The organism is Proteus sp. fly-1089 (assembly GCF_040138965.1).
In the GTDB taxonomy this organism is placed as follows: domain Bacteria; phylum Pseudomonadota; class Gammaproteobacteria; order Enterobacterales; family Enterobacteriaceae; genus Proteus; species Proteus vulgaris_B.
Genome location: NZ_JBEETS010000007.1, coordinates 94,169 through 118,443 on the forward strand (window position 1 = coordinate 94,169; position 24,275 = coordinate 118,443).

The following is a 24,275-nucleotide window of genomic DNA, read 5'->3' on the forward strand; positions in this document are numbered from 1 at the left end:
CTTTCCTATTTTTTCAGTGCTTCAAGACGCGCTTTTGCGTCACTGTTTTGTGAGTCATGATTAAGAACAGCTTCGTACCAATAGATAGCTGTTTCTTTGTCTGCACCAAAGCAACCTTGTGCTGATGCTGTTTCTGGATCGTATTCACGAGCATAATTTAGTGCGATTTCAACATCACCTGATTGCGCTTTATATGCATATAAACGCTGAGCAACGTCACATTGATTGTTCTGTTTAGCTTGTTCAATCGTTGTAAGAATGGTTTTGCTATCTGGTTGGCTCTGTATACAACTTTGTACAAAAGCGAGTGCCGTACCTGATTTCATATTTTCAACACTACACACACTTGGTGTTGATGATTCTGTTGTCGGTTGTGTGGCTGGTTCACCTGCTGGGTTGCCTCTTAGTAAGAAGAACCACGTTAAGATACCCGCTAAAATTAAGATCAGGATAATCGCTAAAATTAAACCAATTTTAGATTTTTTCGGTGCAGGTGGTGTTGGCCGTTGTGGCGGTTCATCTACCTTAATTTCAGGAATAATCAGCTCAGGCTCAGGCTCTTTGATTGATTCGGGTTCCGGCTCCGGTGATGTTTCGACAATGGGAGCAGGTGGAACAGTTTGAGTATCTAATGTCGCCGTTGATTTTAATGCTTCGCTTTGACCTTGTGCTTGAGAGGCTAATACACCATCACGAATACGTAGTCGCCCGATATCTTGTGTTTCGTTATCGTCTTTTAACGTAAATTGATACGCCATTTGTAAGTTGCTAACGAGGGGATCAACGAGCGTTTTATCAAGAACGATTTGATAACCATCATCAGCATCTTCAAGTGAAAGCTGGTGGAAAAAGGCATTACCTACCCATTCCCCTTTATCATTTAAGAAATAGCGATCTTGGTTACGCTGAATGCTTAAATAAACAGGGGAAGCGTCACCTTCCCAATTACGAATACTTAATACCGCAAAGCCGGGACGAGCTGGTTGTACGGGTTTTAATTCTGGATTAAACACGAATTATGACTCCACAACGGATGATTTCATGGTTTGAATGATTTGGCCTAATAGTGCGTTTTGTTCAGCACTGATCTCTCTTCCCGCAGAATGCCCTGCATTCTCAGTAATAACCGCTGATAAAGCGATAAGCCAATCAATCACAAATAAAAGGGTGTAGTTAACAGGGTTGGTGGGTAAGCGGACCAAACGCTCATCATCACCCCATTGCACGCTAGTGTTATCGGGTCTTTCAAAGATCTTATGACCCACATTGATTTTGCTATCTGGCTTCTCAACACCGTTATCTTTGAAATTAAACCAAGTAATAAAATCACCCAGTACATTATAAACGCGAGATGATTGTTGTTCGGCTAAGTCATCACGACGGGCAATGGCTTCTGTTCCTGCTAGAGTTTTCAACATACGTTGTTCAACACCAAGACGATTGATAGCTGTAATAAGTTCATCGACTAACAGCACCATAATTTCTTGGTCGATACCTAAATAGGTTAACAATGTACTGTTATCTGGCAGACTACGCAGATGGTTTATCCATAATGCCATCACTTTTTTAGGGTAGCTAACCTCATTGCCGTGGCCTTTGGGGGCTTCATCTTCTTCTGGTACCAAAGAGATTGGCGCATCGCTAAAGAGATCAAACGTTGGTTGTTCCATAGCAGCAAAGGCAGAAACTGGGGCTTGTGTTGCTTTTTTGTTGTCTGAAAGGGTATCGATAACCTCTTTTTCCTGCATATATAGGTCATAGAGAGATTTGCGAGAAGGCAACAGATAGTCGAGTAATGCACCTTGTAAATAAGGACGGCTTTGCATAAAACGCAAAATAGTCGCGGCATTACGGCGTTTTACCTGTAATTCTTCTTCACCACCTGATTGATACCATTTTTCAAGATGATGACCGATTAAATCACGTTGAATTTCTTGTAGTTGCTCATTGATTCGTTCAAGCTTTAGTGATTTTAAGGCAACGGTTTCAATATAATCAGCAAGGCGTTGCATACCACCATCGTTAAGCGACAACATGGCATCCCATGCTTGGTCTGGATCACGAATATAACGTTGGACAGTTTCATCTTCAGCAAATGTTGTTTTCATCAGATGTAATTGTGAAATACTGTCTTCATTTAGAACCGTTTCTTTGCCATTACTGATTTGAATAAACGGTGTGGGGACACCCGGTTTACGTACTAAAAAGGTATTATTAAACGCTTCACCATTGATCCAATCCGATGACATCCATTCGTATTGACCAAAGCGCTCTAACATCGCCATTTTTATCATGCCACCTTTACCCCATGATTGGCGTAATAACGCTTCATTCATGGTTAAGGAGTTGGTAATACGCATATCAAACATAGTCATCGCCCAAATCAAGCCAGAAGGGCGTTTAGCACGAGTTTGTGCATCTTTACCTTGTGTGTTATTGATCCATTCTGTGAGTACTGCGCCGACTTCTTTTACATCGGATTGTTTGTTTGATGCAGTACAAACCACCAGCACATTCATTTCTTGGTTATCGGTATAACGCTCAAACAGATAGGCGACTTTGCCTCGAAGAATAAGTTGAGCGAGTGGGTTTGCGCTATCATCATTGACTTGACGGCGCACATCCGCCATGGTTTCAACACCTAAACGTCCGCGATAACCCGGAAAATCCAGTAGCTCAACCTGTTCAAATAGTGTTTTGCTTGGTGCATCTAATAACGGTACGACTAATTCAACGGTGAGTGCAGTCAGTTCCGCTAAAGAAAGGGTTACAGGGGCATCAATACGATCACCATGAATAGGACAAATACTGATCTGGTTATCATTGGCAGTATTGAGACGTTCTAACATATCTACGTTCATAATACTGTCGTTTTGTATTAACACACCGTCTTGTTCTTTGACTAAAGAAGAAAGCGGAGCCAAAACCAAGGATGCATTGCCTAAAGAGGCAAGTGTGGTGCTAAAACGCTGATAAGCAGATGTCAGTTCTGCAATGTCGCCCCATAACACTGAAAATAACTTAGCACGTTGGGCTATGCTGAGATAAGGCGCTAATTCAATCGCTTTAGGCCAATAGGTTGTCGCTAATTTTTTCTGACTTTTTTCAGCGTGACGTTGCAGGTAATCCCATAATGAAACGACATCATCGTGTGTAATACCTGCGACAGCGGTGGCACTACATTGTGAACTTAATGAATTGATTAAACGAGAGATTTTTTCTTCATCTAATTCAAAATCAATTTTTTCCTGATTAAAGTCATACAGGTAAGCATTAGCAAGGATCTTAACAATTTCAATTTCGCTAAAAAGGTGTAGCTCTACTGGAAACTCTTGCGTACCTTTCGTTGCTTTGCGACTAAAGCGAGTGACTAATCCCGTAGCCTCTTTGCCACCCCCTGGTGGATTGATATGGTCGATAAAATCAAGAGTTTTACCTGACATGCTGGTTCTTAAACGCCCTTCTTGCCCAGCAGCAAGAGCTGAGATCAGGTACGATTTTCCTGCCTGAGATAGGCCAAAAAAGCCAACTGACATTGGGCGTTGGGTTGCTAAGCTGAGATTCTTCGCCATATTACGGCTACGACGCAGGCGATAGATAAGGCTATCAGCTTCTGTATTTAAACGAGGTGCATTGCCTCTTACTGTACTGACCCAATCAATAGCTTTGCCTGCGCCTTGATAAATGGCATCCCATTTAGCTGTTAACTGTTTTTCATCCATCATATTCATTTACCTAATACACTCCCGCTATCCAGCCAATAGGATGTTTCGCCAATACCACTGTCTGCTAACGTATTGAGTTTGAAGCTTAAACCACTCTTATTAACGCCACCTTTACCATTAATAAGCTCCATTTCTTCAATACGTAATTTTTCAGATTTGTTGTCATTATTATGGCTAGAGGCTCCGCGCTCTTCTCCTAGCTTGATATGTAATACGCTGTCCTCTTGGCTTAATTGTTGTGCCAATTTCGGATTTTTAATGCGTAATGTATAGAGTGGTGAGGCTGGCCAACGGGCATTATCTAATTGACGGAAACCTAAACGTATCCCGCCTCTGACTTCAAAATAGGTATCTGGATCAGGCTCAAACTTATCCTGAATATCTCGGTAATAAACGTCATTATCGGAAATGGTGTTGTTATTATCTAACATTCCTAAATAACGCACTGTTGAGTAAGTTTTAAAGTTACCTGTTGAGAAATAGAAGTTGAGCAAACGTGCATTTTCAGCCATTAAACACAACATCGCACCAACTGCTGCGGTTGATTTGGGATCGTCAATGCGGCCTTTTTTGTTGAACGGATACCAACCCCCCGTTTTGTAACCATGTAATGGCAATATACGAGAAGGTGGCACAGGCTGTAATACTTTTAATAGTGCTTGAATACCCGGTAAGCGAGAAGGGCGGCCTGTGAGCAGTAAAACATCACATGAGTAGTAATAAAGCACCTCACACAGCGCTTTTAAGCTACGGGTGATATTAATACGTTCACCTGAAATAAATTCAGCATGTAGTTGTGTAAAGTTAATTTGCACTGGCACGTTCAAGATAGAAAAACTTTCTCCGCCACCTAACTCTTTATTGGCAGCATCGTCAATATAACGACGCACATGCTCTGTTGGTTGGACACCTAGCAATTCTCCAAAGGTGCTGTTAATACCTTCATGAGGCATTAATGGATCGAAATTTTCGTACTGGCTTAAAATACGTAATCCAATTGGATTGAAGATTTGTAAGGTAAGCTGTTGACGCAACACTTGCTGACCTGCATCTAAACCTTCACTACCAAAAAGGGAAGACATTAGGGCATCGGCATCAGAAATGCCAATATCCGTTAATGCAGTGCGTAATGCAGGTAAAACACAAATCTGGATAATATCTAATAAAATATCATCACCCGCAATTTTGAATCCTTCGCGGAATAATTGTGTTGGAATAATTTTGACGTTGCTTCCTGTTCCCGTGTCCAATTTATAGCGAGTGATAACGAGATCGGTTGTGCCACCACCAATATCAATTGATGCAATTTTTAACGTGCTATCACCTGTTAATGCGCGGTTATCCTCACGCACTTGGCTAGCAAAAAAAGCTTCAGTACGTTCACCAAATTTAATTTGTGTTTCGTTGTATAGGTAAACTAACTGACCACAAGTGGCTTCATCCCACTTAACGTGGATATTGGGCATCGGTATACGACATTGGACATCTTTACCATCAAAATTCAGTTTTTCATCAGTTGGATCCCAATTCATTGCTTTCCAAATTAGCCCTAATGCGTTTTCCATGCATGTTTCAAAAATAGCACGCTCTGGTTTTGGCATAGCGGGTGGAATAGTCAAAATGATATTACGTAATTGACGAGGCGCACTAGCATGGCTCATTTTAAGACGCTGAGCCGGGCTGTTCATTTGTGTTAATGCCTGAGCTAACACTTCGGTTAACATCATGGTCATTAATGAACTACGCGTGTAGTTTGGCGTAAAGACAGGCATACGAAAGTCAGGCTCTAAACGGAATAACGGTTCACCGTGATCGTTAAGCAGATAGGTCATAGGTACAGCAGTTGCCAGTGGCTCTCTGTCTGTTTGACCAAAAGAGCGACTAAAGCGCCAACCTGGAGAATACGGCGAATCATCCCATAAATAACGTTTAGGGCTTGAAATACCCGTTGAGCCTTCAGTTCCTAAGCGTTGTGCTGCCATGCGGTTAGCTTCAGGGCCAACACGACCAATAGTTGGCCACATAAAGGCATTATTTCGACCACTACTGACTGAAAAGTCTTGTTTACCAAATTCCGCTTGTGCAAATTCAACACGGCTTTCAAAAGGTTCGTTGTAGATTTGATAAGGGTGGCTTAAATCACGCAATGTCATTTCATAAAGTTGAGTTAACCCTTTATTATCATTGATATGATCTTCAATTAAGATCCCACATGTACGAGAGTTACCCACATCAAGGATAAGGTCAACTTCAATGGCCGGCTCTTGTGGTTTAGTTTCATTAATTTTGATTTCAGGTAAGTGGAGTTTCTCACCTAAAATATTGAGCAAATTGAGATAATGTGCTTGATGTTGAAACTCTTTAAGCGCTTCTTCAAGTTCATCGTGATATATCTTAGTGACCGCCAGCGCTCTTTCACTAAAGACTTCCTTTAACCAGCCATCAATCCAAGGTGTTTCAAGGAAATTTTCCACCTCATAACCTAGATAAGCTAGTGCAAAAGCAACACCAGAGCGAACATCTTCTTCGTTTGGTGCTAGATAAGCCGTATTGGTGCGATTGGGTTCAATACGAGTATCAAAAGCCACGACAATGCGATGCGTATGCCCGTCTTCATCTGGCTCTGGCAGTTGGTGAAACATCATTCTCACCCAGTTATCAGGGCCTTGAGAGAATGAACGAGGCGGATTAAAGCGGAAAAATGGCACTGGCAACCAAGTGTCATTGAGTAAATTTAATGATTCATCAAGAGAGAAGCTAAATTCTGCTTCTCTCGGTGTTTGTGGTTGATTTTTCGGCGCTGGGTAAAGATAGTTATCGTCTCGCTCATTGTAGATGAGTCGCATTAACGGGCCGTTTTCACCTTTTTTAACAAACTCACCGTACTCTTTGCGCTGTGGTAGCGTAAAACCAAAATCCAGAAACTGAATATTGCTGTCACGGATAAGGGTTATTTTATCTTTATAATCGGTCAGTGGCGCTAACATGAATTAATTATTCTCCCGCTTCATTGATAATGGGAATGGCTGACTGTTCTCATATTTCCCTTGGCAATCAGCAATATTTTGGCTTCCTGGTTGGCAAATAATATTTGGCATCAAATAGTTTGAACCATCACTACACAGAGCCTGGCCTTGGTTATTTATATTCAGCCCACCTTGATTGACGGCTGCGTTAACAGGGGCTTTACAGGTCACCCCATCACTGCGTGTCATTACGACTTGTCCTTTGCCATTATCTAATTGATAGTTCAGGCTCAGTGGTTTACCTGTTTTTTGATCTTGAATACCTGCACCTGCTTTCCATTGGCCATTAAGGAATTGGGTTGAGCCGTTAGCTAGCGCATTTGCAGGAATAGTCAGTGGTGTTGTGTTATCAGCAGTGGCTGGTGGTGTGACATCTGGTGGCGCATTAGGATCAACCGGAGGAATAGCAGTATTGTTCTCATTTCCTGCATTTTGAGGAGTATCTGTTTTCGGTTGCTCATTTTGTGTTGCGGGATCAACGGGAGACACATTCGGTTGTTGCGCATCGTCGGGCGCTACTCCTTCAGGTAAAGCACCTTGGTTATTGTCTATTTGAGGATCAACCACCGGTAAACCTGTATTAGGATCAATTACTGCGCCGTTCCCATCAGTGGCATTAATCACATTTCCATTTGCATCGACGGTGCCTAATGTTCCTGTGTGAACGGTGCCTGTTGGTACGCCAACTGTATGCCCATTAGTAACCACAGTGGGGACTCTTGGCTTTTCAAGCGTAGGATCAGGTAATTTAGGCGCTTCAATATCGGGTGTTTTAATATCGATTGTCGGTAATGTGGGTGTGGAGAAACAGCCTCTTAAGAAGAAAATAGCGAGTAGAAGCAATAATAAAGGTAACAGCCACCATAAAAAACGCCACCAAGGGCGCTTTGTATCAGTAATGATGACTTTTTCTTGTACGGGTGGAACGGCTGTTGATGTTGGTGCGATTGGCGCAACAACAGGTTTTAAGCAAGCAACAGGGTCAACTCTTAGTTGTTGATTGGCGCTGACAAATCCCCAAAAGGTAATAATCGGTTGTCCATCAACAATAAAAATATGGTTTTCGTCAGGAAATTGGATTGTCTTACTGAGGAGTGCGCCAAAAAGCTGGCTTTCTTTATTTCCAGCTCTTTGTTGTTCTTGTTCGCTAAAGGCGATTAAATCATCTTGATTTTTTTTCAGCACAGCATAAGCCGCAGTACGCTCTTCTTCTGAAGCCGCTGACCAAGGGATAACAGAGCCGTCAATCGGTGAATACCAATCAATGCGTTCGCCGGTTTCATTCGGCTGAGGAATGGCAAGGCATTGAGAAATATGTACCTTTCCTCTTAAACGCAAAGTTTCACGTAGCTGCAGTGCAGAGATATAAACAGCCTGTCCATTTTCTCCCATAGGGAGGTAATTTTCTAATTTACCACTTCGTAAGAATGCTTTATTCACGACGATCATTCCGCTAGGCAAGATTATCTATGGGTAAGTTGGCTTATCCGTAAATAGGCTTTAAGGCTAAAAATAAAGATATAAAATTTATATACATTTTATATTATCAGAAATTTGGTGTCTATCTAGCGGATTATTTAGGGTTAATTAACTGATTATTATTAAAGACTTTTTTATTTTTCTTGAGTGAAAATGGGAATATTAAGATGACGATTATGTTAATTAAATAATGACGTTACAGGTTGCGCTATATTTTCTTAAATATATGGATAAAATCACCGATATATTGATTTTTACATTAAAAAATAATGAAATGGGAGAAAAAAAAGACAAAATATAAAAAGGTAAGCCATCAGGTAACATCTGGTCGTTGTGATAGTAATCACAAAATAGGTTTATTCTTAATAATGAGTGAATAAGAAAAGAAACAAGAATAAGCAATTAAAGAAGAGTCTTAAATAGATAAGATATAGCACCTACTAGCTTCAATATAATAATAAATTACGCGAAATACGTGAAAAACTTCACCCTCAATGTTGAAACAAAGAGGGTGAAATAAATATTAAAAATAGTAATCAATCATTATTTGCAGTTCTTCGGAATATAATCTTCAATTGCTTTTCGAGTCATTAAACTGACTTCATTGGCATTACGCGCTGTGAAGACTTTCCCTCCCGTTGCATTTGCCACACAGTTGCCTGCGCCTGTACCTAAAATATCAACAACGTTAATTACGGCGCGAGGATGAGCTCGTTTTAATGTTCTGGCGGCTGCGCATGGGTCTTGATCGCAAGACTCTAAACCGTCAGATAACAAGACAATAATAGTGTCACGGTTATTGCCTTTGATTAGAGAGCCTGCTCGTTGAATAGATTCGGCTAATGGTGTACCGCTATCAGGTTCAATACGTTTAATGTAGTTAAGCAATTTTGAGCGTTCATTGCCGCCGTAAGCAGGACTTGATTTCACTACACCGCAGTCTGATGCCACAACGGTAGTAATTTTCATATCTGAAGGAATACTATTAATAATCTTTGTCGCTGCATTTCTTGCTACTGTGATTCGACGAGGTTCGGCATCATAGCCCGCGAAGAGCTTTCCTGTGTTTGAAATAAAGTCTAAATCGTCTTCTGTTAAGCTCATACTCAGCGCCATTGAGCCTGAAGCATCAAAGATAATAATCACTTGTGGCGCTAGTTCTGGTGGGCGATCTGCTGGACACATTTGTTTTATCTTACTGGCTAAGCGATTTTCACAGGTTGCATTAGCTGCCTTTTCTGTTACACCCGTTTTTTTTAATTCATCTTGTACACAAGCTTCTAGTGGCGTAAGTTTTTTCACTGGCACAGGTTTTGGCACAGGTTTTGGTTCAGGAATAGGTTCAGGTACTGGAACGGGTTCAGGGATCGGCTCTGGAATAGGTTCTGGTACTGGTTCTGGCTCAGGAATGGGCTCTGGCTCAGGTACGGGCTTTGGTGGTATTACGACGGCAGGTTTTTCTTCCACAACAGGAGGAACGGCCGTGGGATCAAAACACCCTTTTAGCCAAGATGCCAATAAAATTAAAAACAGCAAGAATAAGAAGAGTAATAGCCAACGTAACCAGCGATTGCGTGTTTTGGCTGGCACATCCGCGAGTGCGGCACCCGCAGCTGCGGCACTTGCACCAGCGGTAACTTGTGCAATTGGTGGTGGTAATGGGGTTGTACGTGGCCACCATGTAATAACAGGTTGCCCATTAATCACATAGACACTTTCGCTATCAGGTAGCGTTGATGCCGTATCTAAAAGATGGCGCTCTTCATCTGTAATTCTGTTTTGCGAAGCTAATAACGCTGTTTGTGTTTTAATATCGTTAAGGCGTTCATCTAAAATACGTCTTATTTCTTGTTGTTCTTGGCCTTGTAACGAGGTCAAAGCAACAGGATTACCAGAAACAGCAGAATACCATTCAATAACGTCATCCGATTTTTTTTCTGGTGTGGCAAATAGCGCTCGATACTTAGTCGGAAAATGTTGTGTCAGCAATTGAAGTAACTGCTGTTGATGAGTTAAGGCAAAATCGGCGCGGGAAATATCAGCTGTTAATCGTGAAATTCGATTCATATTTTAGAGAGCCTTAGTGACGGCTATATTCGTTTAAAGAGAGAAATTTAAGATATCAATATTGCTGACTATAACGGTTTTATTGAAAAGGTGAAATTAAAGCGTTCATTTTTTTAATCTAAGGCAAAATAAATTTTTATAGTACTTAGGCTTTAGTTTATTGCTAAATTCGCTCAATTTATTTCTCTATTTTAACAGACAAAATAATCTATTTGCTTATTTCTCTTTTTACCCTTTAGGATGACGCCTTTATGTTAAAGGCGAAGATTACAAATCAACTAACTCTCACCATTGAGTGCTGATGAATATTGATATAGCACATAGAGTATCGACGGGTTACAAGGTATGTTACCCACACTATAAAATAGCCAAATCATTCGCTTTTGAGGGAATTTATTTCCCCTCTTTACGTAGATACAACCGTAGGTTTCTGATGACAAATAAAATAAATAATAGCCCATTACTTAATGATGTAACTCGTTACTGGAATATCAGAGCAGAAAGTTATAGTGAATCTAATCAACAAGAATTGCTGAGTGAAAAACAACAAAAATGGCGTCATTTATTATTGGGGCATGTTAAAGAGGGCGAAACTTTAAAAGTACTAGATATTGGAACTGGCCCAGGCTTTTTTGCCATTTTATTAGCGTTATCTGGACATGATGTAACAGCAATTGATGCAACTGAAGGCATGTTGCAAGAAGCCAAACAGAATGCACAAACACATCAGGTAAATATTCAATTTATTCGTGGAGATGTACATCAACTGCCTTTTGCCAATGAGCAATTTGATCTTGTTGTCAGCCGTAATGTCACTTGGAATTTAAAAGCACCACAAGTGGCGTATTCAGAATGGTTTCGTGTATTAAAGTCGGGCGGTAATTTAATTAATTTTGATGCTAACTGGTATTTACACCTTTTTGATGAGGCATATTGGCAAGGTTTTGTGGCAGATAGAGCTCGTTCAATAGAAGAACAAGTTGAAGATCACTATGTGAATACTGATACAAAAGAGATGGAGCGAATTGCGCGCCAACTTCCATTGAGTCAAATAAAACGTCCTCAATGGGACATTAATACCTTGCTAGAGATTGGTTTTAATCGATACATGATAGACACTCGCATTGGTGATTTTGTGTGGAATGAAGAAGAAAAAATTAATTATGGATCAACACCGATGTTTATGATCCACGCACAAAAAACAACATATAAATAATGAAAGGAGAATAACGTGAAGCCTTTATTTTCGGTGATCCCAACCCTGTTATTAACACTTGCATGTGTATTTCCAGCACTTGCAGATAAAAGCAATAACATACTGGATTATGCCAGCACAAAAGATATTCGTGATATTAACCCTCATCTCTACTCTGGTGAGATGGCCGCTCAAAACATGGTATTTGAATCCCTTGTATTAAATACTGAAAAAGGTGTTGCACCTTATTTAGCTCAGCGTTGGGATATTTCCCCTGACGGCAAAAGTTATACCTTTTATTTACGCCATGATGTGACCTTTAGTGATGGCGAACCGTTTAATGCCAAAGCCGTAAAATTAAATATTGAAGCTGTATTAGATAACTATGAACGACATGCGTGGCTAGAGTTAGTTCGTCAAATTGATAGCGTTGAAGTTGTTGATGAATTTACCGTTAAATTAAATTTAAAAAACCCTTACTACCCAACATTAACTGAATTAGGTTTAACTCGCCCATTCCGCTTTATTTCGCCAAATTCATTTATTAATGGCAAAACAAAAACAGGCGTTGCGAACTATATTGGTACGGGGCCTTGGGTATTAACTGAACATAAAAAAGACCAATACGCAGAGTTTAAAGTTAACCCAAATTATTGGGGAGAAAAACCTGTATTAAATGGGGTAATGTGGCGAGTGATCCCAGACCGACAAACGATGCTACTTTCTCTACAAAAGGGAGATATTCAGCTTATATTTGGTGCTGATGGCGACATGTTAGATATGGATTCATTTGAAGCCCTTATGGCATCAGATAAATTTAAAACTGAAATGAGCGCTCCAATTGCGTCTCGTGCTATTGTGCTAAACAGCAGTCGTCCAATGACATCAAACCAACATGTTCGCCAAGCATTGCAATATGCAGTCGATAAAGAGGGAATTGCACAAGGTATTTTAGCGGGCAGTGAAAGAGTCGCAGATACTTTAATGGCGCGCAGTGTGCCTTATTGTGATTTTAGCTCGCCAATCTATGCTTATCAGCCTGCAAAAGCGGTTGAATTATTAGAGGCCGCGGGCTGGGTATTACCAAAAGGTGAGATTATCCGTCAAAAAGATGGTCAGAAACTACAATTATTGCTCTCTTATAATGTGAATAACGCAGTAGAAAAAGAAATTGCCGAACTCATTCAAGATGATTTTAAAAAGATTGGTGTTGGTCTGACGATTTTAGGTGAAGAAAAGCAAGCTTATTTAGACAGACAAAAAAATGGTGATTTTGATTTACAATATTCGCTTTCATGGGGAACACCTTATGATCCCGCTTCCTTTGTTTCATCTTTTAGAATACCCGCTCATGCGGATTACCAAGGACAAAAAGGATTAGCGAATAAAGCACAATTAGATGCCATGATTGGTGAGCTATTAATTACACCTGATGAAACGCGACGTCAGGCATTATATAAAACCTTATTTACGTCATTAGCTGATCAAGCTGTCTATATCCCATTAACCTATTCTCGTACTAAGGCTATCCACCGAAGTGAATTAGAAAATGTTGGCTTTAATCCGTCTCAATATGAAATACCGTTTGAAAAAATGCATTTTAAGCCGTAGTTAAAACGCTAACTTAGATATGTGTGGCACCTTACATGAGTGTGTCACACTAATTAAACTTTATGCTACGTTATATATTTTGGAGAGTGTTGGCGATATTTCCGCTGGCACTGATGATTTCATTTATTGCTTTTATTCTGTTGGAATTAGCGCCGTCTGATCCTGCGGAAGTTGCATTACGTGTTAATGAAATTGTTCCAACCCCTGAAGCCATTGAGGGTATGCGTCATGAGTTAGGTTTAGATAAACCTTTCTTTACCCGTTATTTTTTATGGTTAATAGCAGGGCTCCAGCTTGATTTTGGTACTTCTTTTCTTACCAGAACCCCAGTTATTCAAGAGATGCTAAGAGCATTACCTCCAACGCTTTGGTTGGCTTCAACAGCCTTATTTTTTACGATTGTTTTGGCACTGCCTTTAGCATTGTGGTGTGTGGTTAAACCCCAAAGTTTTACAGATAAAAGCATTCGTTTTATTGTCTTTATTCTAACGGCTATACCGAATTATTGGCTGGGATTGCTATTGATTTGGGGAGTCGCCGTTTATTTGGATTGGTTGCCTGTCAGTGGAATGTTATCACCACAATCTGTTATTTTGCCTGCATTGGCGCTCTCTTTAGGATATATCGGTACTTATTTACGGCTGTTAAGAGGTGCGATGTTAAATCAATGGCATCAACCTTATGTCTTTTATGCCAAAGCTCGCGGATTACCGGATAACCTTATTTTACGTCGCCATATTTTACGTAATTCGTTGTATTCCAGTTTAACGGCATTGGGTATGAGTATTCCAAAGCTTATTGCCGGTACAGTCGTGATTGAGAATATTTTTGCATGGCCAGGAATTGGGCGACTATGTATCAGTGCTATATTTGGTCGTGATTATCCCATGATACAGGCCTATATCTTATTGATGTCACTGTTATTTCTCTTTTTTAATTTTCTGATGGACGTCATTCAAATGATGGCAGATCCAAGGCTAAGGAGATAATGATGTGGCAACTGTTTTGGCAACGACTTGCAAAAGACAAAAGTGCACAATTGTGTTTATTGGTGATTATGATTGTGGTTATTGCGGGAATATTCGCCCCTTGGTTAGCTCCGCATGATCCCACTTTAACTTCAATACGTTTGAAATTTAAGCCTATGAGTTTTGATTACCCGCTGGGTACGGATAATTTAGGGCGCTGTATCTTTTCAAGGTTATTGTTTGGTGTAAGAACGACGGTATTTTATGCCTTATTAGCCATGAGTGTGACATTAATGATTGGCTGGTTAATGGGCATGTTAGCTGGTTTTTTCCATGGAAAAACAGACACCTTGATTATGCGATTATGTGATGTGGTTTTGTCATTTCCAGCAGAAATTATGATCTTAGCATTAGTGGGAATAATGGGGCCGGGTATTGGTAATATCCTAATTGCCGTTATTTTAGTGAAATGGGCGTGGTATGCCAGAATGATCAGAGGGGTTGTTCGTCAATATTCCCATCGTAATTACATTGCATATGCACAGGTGATTGGTGCACCTTCTCACCATATTTTACGACGTCATTTATTACCCGTCACCTTTGCAGAAACTATTGTCTTAGCATCAACGGATATTGGTAGTGTTATTTTAATGATCTCGGCGCTCTCTTTTCTAGGGTTAGGTGTACAACCACCGACGCCAGAATGGGGAAATATGCTTAGTGAAGCAAAAAATGTCATGGTATTACACCCAGAGCAAATGTTACCCGCAGGCATTGCAATTACCCTTGTTGTTACTGCATTTAATTTTTGGGGTGATTTTTTACGTGATGTATTTGATCCGGATAATCGCCAGTCAGTAGGAGAAAAGCATGAACAACTTACTGACACTTGAGCATGTTTCTATTACTCATCAAGAAAGCGGAAAAAAGCTGATTGATGATGTCTCTTTTTCGATAAAGCAAGGACGTACATTAGCGATTGTCGGAGAAAGTGGCAGTGGAAAAAGTGTGATCAGTAAAGCCATTATGGGATTACTGCCTGAACAATTAGTCATGTCAGGGGAGATTTTCTTTGAAGGAAAGAAAATTAGTGATGAGGCGCTTTCTCAACGTCGAGCTTTATTGGGAACATCTTTAGGTTTGATTGTTCAAAATGGCATGAGTGCGTTTGATCCTTTGATGAAAATAGGCAAGCAAATTAGCCAAACTTTAATCTACCATTTTTCCTATTCTAAAAAGCAAGCTGTAGAAGAAACTGAGTTGGCATTATCTCATGTATTTCCTCATCAACTTCAATCTATTATGCAAGCATTTCCTCATCAATTAAGTGGTGGGCAATTACAACGTGTGATGATTGCGATTGCACTTGCCTTATCACCGAAATTATTAATTGCAGATGAACCGACAACGGCACTTGATGCACCTCTTCGCCGAGAAATTTTAAAATTACTCCAGCATGTCGTAACGACTCACTACTCAACACTGATTTTTATTTCCCATGACTTAGGGCTCGTTAATGAAATTGCTGATGATATTGTCGTGATGCTAGGGGGGAAAATGGTTGAATTTGGTGATAAAACTACCGTTTTAACATCTCCAACGCAGGAATATACGCGTTATTTAATAAATGCACGGCGACAGCTTTCATTACGTTTCGAGCAATTGATTAATAAAAAAACATATTAATATCATCATAATAAAAGAGACGCTATGTTATTAAATGTTGAGAATATCAGTAAGTTTTATACTCAAAGAAATAACACTTTATTCGGTGAAAAAGTGAAGGTCATTGACGCTCTTTCGTTTAATATCAATACCCAAGAAACTTTTGGTTTAGTGGGGGAAAGTGGCAGTGGTAAAAGCACCTTAGCACGTTTAATTTGTGGATTAGAATTACCAGATAGTGGCGCTATCTATTTGAATAATAAATCAGTGACAAAACGACTTCATCGTCAAGGTATTATTAGTATTGTTTTCCAAGATTATACAACATCCGTTAATCCCACATTAACGGTTGGCGAAATTATTGCTGAGCCAGTAAAAATAGTGGCTCCAAGTATTCATCATCAGGCATTAGAAAAGCTTATTTTTGCTTTTTTAGATAAAGTAGGATTACCTAAAAATTGTTATAAACGTTATATATATGAACTATCAGGTGGGCAGGCACAACGCGTATGTTTATGTCGTGCATTAGCCTCTTACCCTAAATTAATTGTATTAGATGAAGCGCTTAGCTCGTTAGATATTCCTACTCAAGTACAGATGTTAGATTTATTAAAACAGTTAAAAGATGAATTCCAATTATCTTATCTTTTTATCAGTCATGATATTCAAACAGTTGCTTACTTTTGCGATAAAGTCATGTTCTTTTTACAAGGTAAGAAGATTGAATTATGTGAGATAAATAACTTAGGTAATGTTACGCATGACTATTCTAAAAAACTTATTCAATCTGTTATCTAATTAACAAACAGCAATACTTTTAAGTATTGCTGTTTGCTGAATTTAATCTATTTAAAGATTATTCATTAAGTGTTCTTGAACGGCCTTTGCATCATTTGAGGCATTGAAATCAATACCAAAATTTAGTGTACCTTCTTTGAGTTCAATACGACGAGGCGTTGCCTTAGTACAGGTAATATTCTGTATTTTTTCTTTTACTGTTTCTTGTGCAATTTTAGAGCTTTCACAGGTATTTATGACACCTTTTAGTCCCTCACTACAATAACTATCAACCCCTATTGTTTTTAAATCATCAGCAGTAAATGCAGACCAATCAAAAGCAACTTTTATATTGGCATCACAGCTTTTATTTAAATCAACAACACGAGATTGAATATTTTCTTCAAATTTTTGGTGTAATTCTTTTTCTGCTAATGTCGCTGAAAAAGAAGAAGAGGAAATAAGTAGTAGAGAGAGACTGACAGCAATATTTTTCAACATGATCAAATGCTCCAAAAATGAATGTATAAATTTAAATTAACTTATTAAAAATAAAACAATGGGAAGTTATAACAATAGGAAGATGATTATTTTTAGTGTGTTACTTTTTTTGAATAATATTTTTAATAATTAGTGAGGTACCTTTAATAAAATCATTTTATGATAAGCCAATTAATATTTTTATAAGTATTTTTACTCAGATATTAATTAAATGTTCGTAATATTTATAACGAACATAATCGATTCAGTATTTCATTTTAATTATCAATAAAGTGAAATAAATAAATTATGATTAAAATCAATCAATTAAATTATTGATGTAGATCTACATCACAAACCAATCTTATTGTGATTGTTTTTTCGTCATGCTCGAACTAACTTGCTAACTCGAAGTAGCAAAAATTAGCATAGCGTTAGCAAATGATGAGGGTTCGCATGGAACAACAATATTTTATTGGCGTTGATGTTGGCTCAGCCAGTGTCCGTGCAGCGGTATTTGATAGCAATGGAAAGCGTTTAGGCTTTTCTGTTCGCCCTATTGCTCAATTCCGTCCTAAAACGGATTTCGTTGAGCAATCGTCCACCGATATTTGGCAGCAGGTTTGCACTACCGTAAAAGAGTCGGTGGCATTATCTGCTATTGATCCTATCCATGTGAAATCTATTGGTTTTGATGCCACTTGTTCTTTAGTCGCTGTGGATAAAGAAGGTAAAGGACTTTCGGTTTCGCCAAGCGGTAACGCTGAACAAGATATCATTATGTGGATGGATCATCGGGCCGTACAAGAAACAGTCACCATCAATCTGACCAATGATCCTTCACTGCGATATGTCGGTGGTGAAGTGAGTATTGAAATGGAATTGCCAAAAATTCTGTGGTTAAAAAATCATTACCCAGAGCGTTATCAAGAAGTATGGCGATTCTTTGATTTAGCTGACTTTTTAGTTTGGAAAGCAACATCAGGAGATGTGGCAAGTACCTGTACATTAACCTGTAAATGGAACTATTTAGCACATCAGGGACAATTTAGTGAGAGTTTGTTAGCCGATGTAGGTTTGGATGAATTATTAGAAAAAGTACCACAAACCATTCTGGCATTAGGTGAACAAGCGGGTTGTTTAGATGAATCGGTTGCCAATGCGTTTGGCTTGCACACGGGTGTCATTGTTGCTTCAGGCATTATTGATGCACATGCGGGTGGTTTGGCATTAACGGCATCACAACCTGAAGGAAGTTTGGCAATTATCAGCGGTACGTCTAACTGTCACATGATTGTGAGCCAATATCCCATTATGGTACCCGGTGTTTGGGGACCTTACTTTGGCGCGATGTTACCCGAATTATGGCTAAACGAAGGTGGTCAAAGTGCTGCTGGTGCGTTAGTTGAATGGTCTATCCGCCGTCATGAGTCATGGGCTGAATTAGAGCAAGAAGCGAATGAAAAAGGCGTTAACTACTATGCCTTATTAAACGAAGCTGTCGCTGAATTGGAAGAGAATGAACAATATCCAACCACACAGTTTCATGTTTTAGCAGATCATCATGGTAATCGTTCTCCGCGCGCCAATCCTGCTGCAAAAGGCATGGTAAGCGGGTTAACGCTGGAAAGTGGTCGTGTTGCATTGGCGCGTTATTATCTGGCGACACTGCAATCTATTGCTTATGGCACACGCCATATTATCGACACACTTGAAGATGCTGGGCATCAAATCAATCGTATTGTGATGTGCGGTGGCGCGACGAAAAATCCATTGTGGCTACGCGAATATGCCAATGCGACAGGTCGTGAAATTCATTTAGCACAAGAAGAAGATGCAGTGAATTTAGGGGCGGCATTACTAGGTGCTGTAGCCAGTAAAGCCTTTGATGATTTCTCAAAAGCTGCCAGTGCAATGGTGAGAGAAGGTGGCATTATCACACCAGATAGCGATACGTTTGCCTTCCATCAAGCTAAATATCAAGTTTATTTGCAGATGTATCAAGATCAGCAGCGTTATAACGAAATGATGTCAGATTGTTGACCTCTAATTTTTCCGATTATGAACCAAGTTTACCTTACCAGGGATATCTTATGTTGAACTTAAATCTACCAAAATTACCGACAACCATCACAGCAGGTCAGAAAGAGATCCTGATGGTCACTAACGCAGACCTACGTGAGCCTGCAAACGTAACATGCTGGCCTGTACAGAAAAAATTTGAAGATAAACTGGCCGCGGCATTAGAAGCCCAAGGTTACAAAATGAAGCGTGCTCATGAAATTAATGAAGCTCGCGGTCATGGTTTTATCAGTAGTCAGCGTGAAGGTTGCGACATGTTTGCCGCTATCGATCCTGATGCACCGGTTATCGTGTTATTAACGGCATGGCAATATTCACACCATATTGCCTCTTCATTAGCACACCATCGTGGTCCTATTTTACTGCTGGCTAACTTTGATGGTACATGGCCAGGTCTGGTAGGAATGTTGTGTTTAGCAGGAACGATGACCAGTTTAGGTAAAAATTATTCACGTTTATGGTCAGAAGAGTTTGATGATGAATTCTTTGTAGATGGCTTAGCCACTTGGTTAAAATATGGCTATGTAAATCATAAGCTTAGCTATCTTACAGATATTGCGCCAACACACAGGGTAATGGCGACAGAAGCTGGCGAAGTGGGTCGTAAAGTCGGCGAATACATAATTAAAAATAAAGAAATAATAGGTTTGTTCGATACATTCTGTATGGGAATGATTAACGGGGTCTTCCCACAACAGGCCATGATCAATATTGGTATGCCAATTGAATCCCTTTCTCAATCTGCGTTACTGGTCGAAATGGCAAAAGTACCGACAGAATTAAGAGAGGCATGTTTACAGTGGTACGAAGATAACGGAATGACGTTTATGTTTGGTCAAGATGACAAAACTGAACTCACTCGTGAGCAGGTGATGGAGCAGTGCGCCATGATGATTGCAATGGCGCGTTTCGTAAAACGTTTTGGTTTAACTGCGGTGGGTGTGCAATATCAGCAGGGCTTAAAAGATTGTTGTCCAGCGTCTGACTTTGCCGAAGGTGCTATTGGTTCAACAGCACGTTTCCCACTACCAGATGAAAACGGCGAGATTATCTGCCCTAACACGCCAATTCCTTGTATCAATGAAGTGGATATGGGAACGGCTATTCCTCAAACGATGTTATGGCGTTTATTAACATCATTAGGATTACCAGCAGAAACCACATTGCATGATATTCGTTGGGGTAGTGAGTACGAAGGAACATTCTACTGGGATATGGAGATTTCAGGATCTGTTCCTTTTGAACACCTCAAAGGTGGCTTAAAAGGTGCAACAGGTTATCGTCAGCCAGCGATGTTCTTCCCTAAAGGAGGTTCAACTATCGCAGGTCAAGGTAAAGCAGGGCGCTTGTTATGGGGTCGTGCACATTATGAAGGTACTGATGTGATTATGCATATTGGTACGGGTGTGGCGGTAGAATTACCTGAAGCAGAATTTGAACGTCGCCGCAGAGCAACCAACTACGAATGGCCATTATTAAACTGTACGTTAGATGGCGTAACGCGTGATGACCTTATGGCAGGACATCAAAGTAATCACATTACGGTGGCTTACATTGATGAAGATAAATTGGCGTTTGTGCTTAAAGCCTTTGTTGCTCAAGCATTGACTCAAGGTATTCAAGTAAAAGTGGCAGGTGATGCCATTAACCTACTGTAAGGAATTAATGATGAGTCAGCAAAAATACGTTGGTGTTTGGCCTGTTATGTTAACTCCCTTTGATGCCAAAGGGGAGATTGATTGGGCGTCGTTAGAGCGTCTTGTAGACTGGTATATTGATTCTGGTGTACATGGACTCTTTGCTGCCTGCCAATCAAGCGAAATGTTTTATTTAAGTGATGATGAAACTCAAGCACTTACTCGCTTTATCGTTGAAAAAGCAGATGGAAGAGTACCTGTAGTGGCTTCTGGTCATACTGCAACCGCATTAAGTCAGCAAAAAGAACAATTGCAGGCAATGGCAGGTACAGGTGTCGATGGCGTCATTATGATCAGTAATCGCTTAGCGCTTGTTGGTGAGTCAGATGATAAAGCGCTGGAAACACTGCAAGTCTTAACCAATGTGGTACCGAAAGAGATTGATTTAGGTATTTATGAATGTCCTCATCCTTACAAACGCTTGTTATCTGAAGAGATTGTAGAGTGGTGTGCGCAAAGTAATCGCTTTACTTTTATTAAAGATACCTGCTGTTCTTTACCAATGATAGAGCGCCGTTTGGCATTATCAAAAGGAACTCGCTTGCACTTAGCCAATGCGAACAGTCAAACGTTATTAGCATCATTCCAAGCGGGATGTCAGGCATATAGCGGTGTTATGGCTAACTTCCATCCAGAGCTTTATGTTTGGCTTTATGAAAATTGGAAGGATAAACCTGAGCAGGCTGCAGTATTAGCTGATTATTTATCAACAGCAGCAATGACCGAAACACTGGATTATCCAGCATGCGCTAAATATCATCAGCGCCTAATTGGTAACTTCAGCACTCTGGTCTGCCGTTCCCGTAATAGCAGTCAGTTTGAAAACTCATTTTTCCCTTCTGCCGTCAATAGCATGACTGCATTAGGTGAAAACATGAAAAAATGGCTTTCGTTAGATTAATTTAGGACACAGGAGTAGGAATATGCCTTTCGTGATGAAGGAAACCCAGTTTGTGCTTGATAACGCACATTCACTTTTTAATCACTGCCATGCTTCAACGATTGCGCGTGTGCCTAACTCTGAGCGTTTGTTAACCGCTTTTTTTGCTGGTGATAAAGAAGGTAGTGGTAATACTGCTATCTGGCTAGCGATAAAAGAGGGCGATCATTGGCAACACGCTCAACCTGTTGTTAAAAATCCGGGTGTTGCGCACTGGAATCCAGTTTTACATGTTGACCCATCAACAGGTAATATCTGGCTGTTTTATAAAACGGGTCCCGATGTACATAGTTGGACGACCCAATACGTTATCTCGAAGGATGGCGGAAATAGCTGGGGTTTACCGAGTGAATTGGTTTCTGGTGATGTAGCACCTAGAGGTCCTGTGAAGAACAAAGTATTAGTGATGTCGAATGGCGAGTGGCTGGCACCAGGATCGGTTGAGGATGACCAATTTTGGGATTCGTTTGTTGATATATCGAGTGACAACGGTCAGCACTGGTTGCGAGTGGATATTCCGATTGAACACCATAAAGGTGAGCTGGCGGAACATGAAATTTGGCAAGGTTTAAAGGACGATGCCTTATGGGAGACTGATCTACAACGCGTTTTTCAATGGGATGGCGTGATACAGCCAACACTATGGGAATCCCAGCCAGGGCATGTGCATGCCATGATGCGGAGTACGCGCGGTACTATTTATCGTAGCGATTCAACGGATTATGGGCGCAGTTGGTGTCCGGCTTATGCAACAATATTACCAAATAATAATAGCGGCATTGATGTCGTCTCCTTCGCAGATGGTCAACTGGCATTGGTGTATAACCCGAATTCAGGTAACTGGAGCCGTCGTTATCCTATCTCTGTCAGTCTTTCATCCGATAATGGCAGTACTTGGTCTGAACCATTCGATTTACTCGATGGGGAAGGCGAATTTTCATATCCGGCTATTATTGCTGAAAACAATACCCTACACGTGACCTTTACTTGGAATCGAAAAAACATTGTTTATCAGCAATTAATGGCTACTCAATAAAAATGTGGAGAAAGGGTTTTATGAAAAAGAGTCTACTCGCAGCGTTGGCGATTACGATGACACTGGGCATGGGGAATGCAGTTGCCCAACAGTTAACGTATCCTACAAAAAATATTGATGTTGTCATCCCGAAAAATCCGGGTGGTGGTACTGATACATCTGCTCGTACTATCATTGAATTTGCAAAAGATGTGATGCCAGCTGGACGTATCTTCGTTCCTGTGAATAAGCCTGCTGGTAATGGTTTAACTGGTCTGATTGAAGTTGCTAATGCGCGCCCAGATGGCACAAAATTAGTGATGACAACTGTTGAGTTGGCGATGTTCCCACACCAAGGGAAATCACCGGTTACTTATAAAGACTTTACCCCAATCGCAACAACCATTGCCGATCCTGTGGTATTAGTTGTTAATGCCGAATCACCTTACACCACGTTACAAGAGTTTATCGATGGCGCGAAAGCGAATCCGGGTAAACTGAAAGTAGGTAATTCTGGTATGGGTGCTATTTATCACTTAGCTGGTGTTAATATCGAGCGTACTACTGGCACTAAATTTAATCACATCCCTTATAACGAAGGTACAGGTCCTTCAATCGCAGCATTAGTAGGTAACCATATTGATGGCGTATTAACCACACCAGGTGCGGTTAAATCTCAAGTTGATGCAGGTATTTTACGTGTTCTTGGTGTAATGGATGAACGTCGTTTCCCATTATTCCCAGCTGTACCAACTTTCAAAGAAGCACTGAAATTAGACACTAACGTAAAAATGCGTGCTTGGGCTGTATTAGCAACAACCGCTAATGTACCTGATAACGTGAAGAAAGAGTTAGTGGATGCATTCTCTGAAGTGGTTCAAAAACCTGCATATCAAGAAGCACTGAAAAAACAAGGTATTATGCCTGTATTTATCACTGGTGACGATGCTTACCAAATGATGAAAGAAGACCACGAGATGTATGCTGAGTTAATTTCAACAACCCTGAAAAAATAACTTTTCTATTATTATAAACCACCCTACCTGTTACGGCAGGTAGGGTCGGGGAGATCCCGACATGACAAAAATCAATACAATCATCGGTGCGATTTCAGTGGCTTTCGGGGCACTTATTATCTATCTCTCCCGTGATATGAGCATGTTTGATGATTATGGTGTACCAGGGGAACGTTTTTGGCCTTACGGTTTAGCCATCTTATTTATTTTACTGGGGATTTTTCAATGGATTAGTATTGTGGTTGATAAAATCAAACACGTGCACAAGTCTGTTGACCTAAGTTCTACCGCAGTTAAACGCGCTTATGGTTTAGGCATCTTTATGTTGGTCTATGCCGCGGGTTTACATTTTTTTGGTTTTATTATTCCGTCATTGCTTCTTATCCCGGTCATTATGTGGCTGATGAATGAAAGAAAACCTATCGCGTTGGTCGTTATTCCCGTCGTGATGGTCGCCGCCGTTTATGTCTTCTTTGACATTATCTTTAATTCACCTCTGCCAACCTCCGTCTTTTTTGAGTAAGCGGTAAAG

General features: G+C 40.3%; 18 protein-coding genes. 12 read left to right on the plus strand and 6 right to left on the minus strand.

Translation table 11 applies throughout. The features are described 5' to 3' along the window. Positions 1-5 precede the first annotated feature (5 nt). From ABN080_RS14745 to ABN080_RS14765, 5 genes are all read right to left on the minus strand, one after another. Complete coding sequence (locus ABN080_RS14745) at positions 6-1,013, minus strand: hypothetical protein (RefSeq protein ID WP_349441392.1); 1,008 nt, start codon at positions 1,011-1,013, stop codon at positions 6-8. A 3-nt stretch (positions 1,014-1,016) separates the two neighbouring features. Beyond that, positions 1,017-3,725 (minus strand): putative virulence factor, encoded by a 2,709-nt coding sequence (locus ABN080_RS14750; RefSeq protein WP_349441393.1) that lies wholly within the window; start codon positions 3,723-3,725, stop codon positions 1,017-1,019. A gap of 2 nt (positions 3,726-3,727) precedes the next feature. Beyond that, complete coding sequence (locus ABN080_RS14755; protein WP_349441394.1) at positions 3,728-6,712, minus strand: virulence factor SrfB; 2,985 nt, start codon at positions 6,710-6,712, stop codon at positions 3,728-3,730. Between the two features lie 3 nt (positions 6,713-6,715). Then, positions 6,716-8,191: an SrfA family protein gene (locus ABN080_RS14760; RefSeq protein ID WP_349441395.1), complete on the minus strand. Its 1,476-nt coding sequence runs from the start codon at positions 8,189-8,191 to the stop codon at positions 6,716-6,718. A gap of 582 nt (positions 8,192-8,773) precedes the next feature. Further along, entirely contained in the window at positions 8,774-10,297 is a 1,524-nt protein-coding gene (locus ABN080_RS14765; protein WP_349441396.1) for a vWA domain-containing protein, read from the minus strand. 433 nt (positions 10,298-10,730) lie between these two features. Between ABN080_RS14765 and ABN080_RS14770 the strand changes: the two genes are divergently transcribed. The 6 genes from ABN080_RS14770 to ABN080_RS14795 all read left to right on the plus strand — a co-directional run bounded on the left by ABN080_RS14770 (position 10,731) and on the right by ABN080_RS14795 (position 16,534). Beyond that, positions 10,731-11,513 carry a class I SAM-dependent methyltransferase gene (locus ABN080_RS14770; RefSeq protein WP_349441397.1) on the plus strand — a complete coding sequence of 261 codons (783 nt, stop codon included), beginning with the start codon at positions 10,731-10,733 and terminating at the stop codon, positions 11,511-11,513. Between the two features lie 15 nt (positions 11,514-11,528). Further along, entirely contained in the window at positions 11,529-13,103 is a 1,575-nt protein-coding gene (nikA, locus tag ABN080_RS14775; RefSeq protein ID WP_349441398.1) for a nickel ABC transporter substrate-binding protein, read from the plus strand. A gap of 62 nt (positions 13,104-13,165) precedes the next feature. After that, positions 13,166-14,092 carry a nickel/cobalt ABC transporter permease gene (gene opp1B, locus ABN080_RS14780; protein ID WP_349441399.1) on the plus strand — a complete coding sequence of 309 codons (927 nt, stop codon included), beginning with the start codon at positions 13,166-13,168 and terminating at the stop codon, positions 14,090-14,092. A gap of 2 nt (positions 14,093-14,094) precedes the next feature. Then, positions 14,095-14,964: a nickel/cobalt ABC transporter permease gene (gene opp1C / locus ABN080_RS14785; protein ID WP_349441400.1), complete on the plus strand. Its 870-nt coding sequence runs from the start codon at positions 14,095-14,097 to the stop codon at positions 14,962-14,964. Further along, on the plus strand, positions 14,942-15,757 hold the full coding sequence (locus ABN080_RS14790; RefSeq protein WP_349441401.1) for an ABC transporter ATP-binding protein: 816 nt from the start codon (positions 14,942-14,944) through the stop codon (positions 15,755-15,757). Before opp1C ends, ABN080_RS14790 begins: the two co-directional genes overlap by 23 nt. A 24-nt stretch (positions 15,758-15,781) precedes the next feature. Next, on the plus strand, positions 15,782-16,534 hold the full coding sequence (locus ABN080_RS14795; protein WP_349441403.1) for an ABC transporter ATP-binding protein: 753 nt from the start codon (positions 15,782-15,784) through the stop codon (positions 16,532-16,534). A 51-nt stretch (positions 16,535-16,585) separates the two neighbouring features. On the opposite strand, the gene ABN080_RS14800 is transcribed toward ABN080_RS14795, so the two are convergent. After that, a complete protein-coding gene (locus ABN080_RS14800) occupies positions 16,586-17,014 on the minus strand; it encodes a hypothetical protein (RefSeq protein WP_349441404.1) in 429 nt (142 codons plus the stop codon). A 435-nt stretch (positions 17,015-17,449) separates the two neighbouring features. Here ABN080_RS14800 and ABN080_RS14805 point away from each other — a divergent pair, with 435 nt between their 5' ends. From ABN080_RS14805 to ABN080_RS14830, 6 genes are all read left to right on the plus strand, one after another. Continuing rightward, the gene (locus tag ABN080_RS14805; protein WP_197269768.1) at positions 17,450-19,036 is read left to right on the plus strand and encodes an FGGY-family carbohydrate kinase; all 1,587 of its coding nucleotides are present in this window, start codon (positions 17,450-17,452) and stop codon (positions 19,034-19,036) included. A gap of 50 nt (positions 19,037-19,086) precedes the next feature. Further along, positions 19,087-20,733 (plus strand): signal transduction protein, encoded by a 1,647-nt coding sequence (locus ABN080_RS14810; RefSeq protein WP_072068876.1) that lies wholly within the window; start codon positions 19,087-19,089, stop codon positions 20,731-20,733. 10 nt (positions 20,734-20,743) lie between these two features. Continuing rightward, entirely contained in the window at positions 20,744-21,673 is a 930-nt protein-coding gene (locus tag ABN080_RS14815) for a dihydrodipicolinate synthase family protein (RefSeq protein WP_072068875.1), read from the plus strand. Between the two features lie 22 nt (positions 21,674-21,695). After that, positions 21,696-22,748 (plus strand): sialidase family protein, encoded by a 1,053-nt coding sequence (locus tag ABN080_RS14820; protein WP_349441406.1) that lies wholly within the window; start codon positions 21,696-21,698, stop codon positions 22,746-22,748. Between the two features lie 20 nt (positions 22,749-22,768). Further along, complete coding sequence (locus ABN080_RS14825; RefSeq protein WP_231619347.1) at positions 22,769-23,743, plus strand: tripartite tricarboxylate transporter substrate binding protein; 975 nt, start codon at positions 22,769-22,771, stop codon at positions 23,741-23,743. Between the two features lie 61 nt (positions 23,744-23,804). Further along, a complete protein-coding gene (locus tag ABN080_RS14830; RefSeq protein WP_072068872.1) occupies positions 23,805-24,266 on the plus strand; it encodes a tripartite tricarboxylate transporter TctB family protein in 462 nt (153 codons plus the stop codon). The last annotated feature ends 9 nt before the right edge of the window (positions 24,267-24,275 follow it).